The sequence below is a fragment of the Planctomycetia bacterium genome, assembly GCA_034440135.1.
Classification (GTDB): Bacteria; Planctomycetota; Planctomycetia; order Pirellulales; family JALHLM01; genus JALHLM01.
The window spans coordinates 1-5,569 of record JAWXBP010000381.1 but is presented as its reverse complement, the minus strand read 5'-3'; the positions used below and the strand labels follow the sequence as shown (position 1 = coordinate 5,569).

Sequence of the window (5,569 nt, the reverse complement as noted above, 5' to 3'; positions counted from 1 at the left end):
GTGACGAGCTTCGCGTATTTGGCGAGAGTACCCCGGGTTTCCTTGGATTTTTTGGGCTTCCAGGATTTCAAACGGGTCTGCAGCTCGCGGTTCGACAGGCCGAGAGTGAGTTCGTTTTTCACCGCATCGATCGTGATCAGGTCGCCATTCTTGATCACGCCGATGGGACCGCCGCGCGCCGCTTCGGGTGTGATGTGGCCAACGACAAACCCATGGCTCCCGCCCGAGAAGCGTCCGTCCGTGATTAAGGCAACATCCTTGCCAAGGCCGCGGCCCATGATGGCGCTGGTCGGCGAGAGCATTTCGCGCATGCCGGGGCCGCCGACTGGTCCTTCGTTGCGGATGACGATGACGTGACCTGCTTTGACGCGGCCTTTCAAGATTGCGTCGAGGGCCGTCTCTTCGCTTTCAAACACGATGGCCGTGCCGCTGAACGTCAGGCCTTCCTTGCCGGAAATCTTCGCCACGGATCCTCCGGGTGCCAGATTGCCGTAGAGGATGCGGAGATGGCTGTCCGCCTTGAGCGGTTTGGACAGAGGATAAATGACGTCCTGATCCTTCGGATACGGCTGAACGTTCTTGAGATTCTCGGCCATCGTTTTGCCGGTAACCGTCATGCAGTCGCCATGGAGCAGGCCGGCGTCGAGCAGCATCTTCATCAATGGCGGCAGGCCACCGATGCGGGTGAGGTGCACCATGCCGTACTTGCCGGACGGTTTCAGGTCGGCGAGGACGGGAACGCGTTTGCCGATCTTGGTGAAATCGTCGATCGAGAGTTTCACGCCGCAGCTGTGCGCCATCGCGAGCAGATGGAGAACGGCGTTGGTGGAACCGCCGAGCGCGATCGTGACGGTGATGGCGTTTTCAAACGCCTTGCGCGACATGATCTGGCGCGGAGTGATTCCGGCTTTGAGCAGCGCGAGCGTGGCTTCGCCGGCGCGGCGGCAATCTTCCTTTTTCTCCGCGCTAATGGCGATCTGGGCGGAGCTGTTAGGCAGGCTCATGCCGAGTGCCTCGATGGCGGAGGCCATCGTATTGGCGGTGTACATACCGCCGCAGGAGCCGGCGCCCGGGACGGAACAGGCCTCGATCTTTTTTAGACCGGCGTCGTCAATCTTGCCCGCGGCGTGCTGGCCGATCGCTTCGTAAACGGAGATGATGTCGCACTCCTTTTTCGAATCCGGGTGAATCCCGGGCATGATCGTGCCGCCGTAGACAAAGACGCCCGGGCGGTTGAGGCGCGCCAGCGCCATGATGCAACCGGGCATGTTCTTGTCGCAGCCACCAATGGTGACTACGCCGTCAAATCCTTCACCCGCGGCGACCGTCTCGATCGAGTCGGCGATGACTTCACGCGAGACCAGCGAGTAACGCATTCCGGGCGTGCCCATGCTGATGCCGTCGGACACGGTGATCGTGCCAAAGATGATCGCCTTGCCGCCGGCGGCATTGGCGCCCTTCTCGGCTTCGACCGCGAGCTTGTCGATGTGCATGTTGCACGGGGTCACCATGCTCCACAGCGAGGCGATACCGATCACGGGTTTCTTGAAGTCTTCTTCGGTAAAGCCGACGGGCCGGAGCATCGAGCGAGCGCCGGCGCGGCTGGGACCGTCGTTGACGATGGAGGAGAACTTGCGGGTAGGATCGGGGATAGAGCTCATGAGTTAAAAACGGCGGAGATGACCAGAGCGGGCGGGGGCGAGCAAGCGCGTTTGCGGACAATGATGCAGGATACCGGGCCGGGATTAACGGGACCACGAACACCCTCGTTCACCTGAGTGGGAAAGACGGAGGCTCCCGCGTCATCGTCGGAGCATTATCCGCCGACCCGCAGGCTCAGCGTTTTGGGAGTTGCTTCGCCTCGGAGCCACCCCATTCACTCGATCTCCGATACCTGCATGGCATTCAATCTGAAAAAGGTGCTCAAGGCACTCTTGCTGTCCTCAAGCCAGCCGCTCGCGGTCAAAGACGTCCAAGGGGCGTTTACGCGGTTCCACGAGCAGAGCCACCTGTTGACGGATAGCGAAGAGCCGGCCGCTGAAGACGCTCCGGCCCCGATCGCGGAGGCGGAAGTGCCCACCCCGATTTCCGAAGCCGGCATCCCGGCGGCAGCGTCGGAGCCTGTGGAGATTTTGCTGAAGCCGACAGCGCAGGATCCGGAGCTTTATGCCGACGTGCCCTCGCTGATCACGGCGACGCAGATTCGCGAGGCGATGGATCAGATTGCGGGGGATCTCCGCCTGGCGGACGAAGGGCTGCTGCTGATCGAGGGCAATGCGGGCTATCGACTGGTGACGCATCCGCGCTTTGCGCGTTGGGTCCGCATTCTCCGGCAGGAACCGCCGCCCGCGAAACTGAGCCAGTCGGCGATCGAGACCCTGGCGGTCATCTCCTATCGTCAACCCGTCACTCGGAGTGAGATTGAGACGATCCGCGGCGTTTCGGCCGAAGCGGGCGTTAATAAACTGCTCGAGCGCGAGCTGGTTTACATCGTCGGTCGGGCTGACTCTCCCGGGCGCCCCATTCAGTATGGGACGACCGACCAATTCCTCGAATTTGTCGGGATTAAGTCCCTCGACGAGTTGCCCGCCTCGGATGTTCTGTCCTCACGTCAGATTGACGAGTGGCTGAAGACGACATCGACCACGCAGACGCCCACCGACACCGACATGGGTCTCGCCGATGAGCAGCTTCCGCTTGAGGCGAACGCGAGCCAGGTCGATGTAAGCAGTGAGACTCCGCCCGCCGTATCATCCGACGTGAGCGACGCCGGCAGTGAACCCGCAAAAAACTGACATGGACCTCGGCCCTATCCGCGAAAAGATCGACACGCTGGACAAGCAGCTGGTCGAATTGCTCAACCAACGCCTCGCGCTCGCGGCTGAAATTGGGAAGGTGAAGCGCAGCGCCGGTGGTCAGATTTACGTCGCTGAGCGCGAAGACGCCGTGATGCGCAAGGTCACGGGCCAGAATACCGGGCCGATCCGCAACGAAGCGCTCCGGGCCATTTATCGCGAAATCATGTCGGCGGCGATCGCGTTGGAGAAGCCGCTGTTGATTGCCTACCTCGGACCCGAGGCGACTAACACGCACGCGGCCGCGCTGAAAAAGTTTGGCGCGAGTGTCGACTATCACGGGATGGCGACGGTGAGCGATATTTTCACGGCGGTGGAGAAGGGAGAGACGGATTACGCGGTGATCCCAATCGAAAATTCGACCGAAGGCTCCGTGCGCGAGGCGTTGGACAGCTTCGTGGAAAGCGATCTGAAGATTGTCGCGCAGATCTATCTCGAGATTAATCACGCGCTGATTTCGAACTCGGCGCTCGAGGATATTGAACGCGTGTACTCGAAGGATCAGGCGCTCGCGCAATGCCGCCACTGGTTACAGCGGCACTTGCCCCACGCGCAATTGGTTGACGCGCCGAGCACCTCGCGTGCGGTCCAGCTGGCGCAACAGGAACCCGGCACCGCCGCGATCGCGGGCGAGCTGGCGGCCGAGCACTACGGCGTGCCGGTGGTCGAGCGTAACATTCAGGACAAGGCGGACAACACCACCCGGTTTTTTGTCATCGGACGCAAAGCGTCGGGTCCCGTGGGTAATGGCAAGGACATCACGAGCCTACTGGTGTCGCTCGGCGATGAAGCCGCCTCGCATTCCGGCGCCTTGTTGAAGATGTTGATGCCGCTGGCTGAGCGCGGGATCAATCTGTCGAAGATCGAATCGCGCCCGAGCAAGAAGCGGCCGTGGGATTATTATTTCTTCCTCGATGTCACCGGTCATTACGACGACGGCTCGATGAAAGAGGCGCTGGCGGAGCTGAAGAAATTCTGCCCGGTGGTGAAGTGGCTCGGAAGTTACCCGGCGGTGAGTTGAGGCGGAGCTTCCGAGTTGAGGCGTAGACTCCGAGGTGGAGTGGCTTGTCCCTAAGCCGCTGGTTTGATTGGATGGTTGAAGTTCAGACTTGGACCTGGGACCGCGGACGCCCTCGTCCGCATCGGTTGAAGCAGCGGCCGAGGGCGCCGCGGTCCCAAGTGACGCGGCCGGAAAGGCGGACGTTCATCCGATCAACTTGTCATCCTGTCACGGCTTGAGATCGATCGCCGAAGAGGAAGGGCGCATCTGCCGATTGGCGGTAGCAGCCACCGCGGCGGCGAAGGGACTCGCCGGCCCTCCCCATCGTGACTTTTGAAAAAGGTAGGGCGCGGACTCCGCTCCGCGCCGGAGCCGGAACCGCCAACCGGCAGATGCGCCCGAAGAGGAGAGACGGGATAAACTGGATTTCAGGATGGAATTCTGCGCATTGCTTCCGGGTCATCGGGCTCCACAAAAAAAGGCAGGTCTCAGGCGGACCTGCCTTGGTTAAAAGGTGATCGTAGCGGGGATCTTAGTTTAGCCGATGAGCACCTGCCACTGATTCTCCCGGGCGGAACGAGCGGCTTTGAGCGCGCCCATCGCCACGTACCGCTTGTAATCCTGGCCCGCGAGTTTGACCTTCGGCGCTTCGTAGCCGTCGTCCGTCAGCTTCTTCTGCAGCACGGCGTCGATTCCTTTGAGTTGGGAGCCGCCGCCGGTGACAATGATGTTTTGCAGGAGCGTGAGCACGGAATCCGACGAAGCGCGTTCGATGAGGGTGGTGAGCGCAGGATAGATTTTATCGATCAACGTATTGCAGACGCGCGCAATCGTGTCGCCGAGTTCGATCGTATGCGCCTTGCCGGCCATGATGACTTTCACTTCCAGCGGTTTCCGGGAAGGTCCGACGTAGCCGTGCGCTTCCTTGATTTCACGGACTTTGTGACGCGAGAGGCCGTTGTTGGGATAAACGCGATCGAGTTCGTTGTGCAGGAGTTCATCGATGGCATCGCCCGCGAAGGGAATGCTGATCTGGTCCTTGCTCGTCGGGAAGTAGCCTTGAACCAGACACAGGTCGCTCGTGCCGCCGCCAATGTCGATGAACAGCGAGTTTACCACGGGATCGAGGTAGTTCGGCTGCGAGACGCGCGAGTCGTCACGATAACCGAGCGCGGAGAGGAACGGTTCCGGAATCATGAGCACGCGATCGAAGATGCCGTAGGCGCAACGGCGGATGTCGTCGCGCGCTTGAGCGCCGGCGTTCGCCGGCATGCCGATGACGGCGCGGATTTCCGCGGTGCCCGTGGGATCGACGAGCGTGCGCAAGTGTTGCAGGAAATCGCGGGCCGCCGCCGGGTCGGAGATATTGCCCTCGGCCACGGGCGCGACGAGCCGCACATGGAGCATGTTGCGCACGGCATCGTCTCCGAAGAGCGTCTGGGCGTTGCCGGCGATGATACCGTCGACGATGCCGTCCTTTACGTAACCCACGACGGTGGGCAGAACTTTACTCACCGTGATATCGGTGCCGGTGACGGGACCGGCCAAGACGCACGATTTATTCGTGCCGAGATCGAAGCCGACCAAAACCGTCTTCGATTTAGGTCCGGGGCCGGCTGTTCGCCCGCCCGCGGGAGCGGAGGAAGTGGGAGCGGTTGACATTGGCACGGGTGGTTTTTCGTGGGCGAGCAGACTCATGGGTGTGGTGGTGATG

4 protein-coding genes are annotated in these 5,569 nt (G+C 61.3%); 2 read left to right on the top strand and 2 right to left on the bottom strand.

The genetic code is table 11. From position 1 onward, the window contains the following. Positions 1-1,661, bottom strand: a 1,661-nt coding sequence (gene ilvD / locus SGJ19_22660; protein ID MDZ4783057.1) for a dihydroxy-acid dehydratase, incomplete at its 3' end; no start/stop codon positions are given. A 237-nt stretch (positions 1,662-1,898) separates the two neighbouring features. Here ilvD and scpB point away from each other — a divergent pair. Both scpB and pheA read left to right on the top strand, forming a co-directional pair. After that, a complete protein-coding gene (gene scpB / locus SGJ19_22655) occupies positions 1,899-2,795 on the top strand; it encodes an SMC-Scp complex subunit ScpB (GenBank protein ID MDZ4783056.1) in 897 nt (298 codons plus the stop codon). Position 2,796: 1 nt separating this feature from the next. Then, on the top strand, positions 2,797-3,876 hold the full coding sequence (gene pheA, locus SGJ19_22650) for a prephenate dehydratase (GenBank protein ID MDZ4783055.1): 1,080 nt from the start codon (positions 2,797-2,799) through the stop codon (positions 3,874-3,876). 516 nt (positions 3,877-4,392) lie between these two features. Here pheA and SGJ19_22645 read toward each other — a convergent pair. Continuing rightward, positions 4,393-5,569, bottom strand: a 1,177-nt coding sequence (locus SGJ19_22645; GenBank protein MDZ4783054.1) for a rod shape-determining protein, incomplete at its 5' end; no start/stop codon positions are given.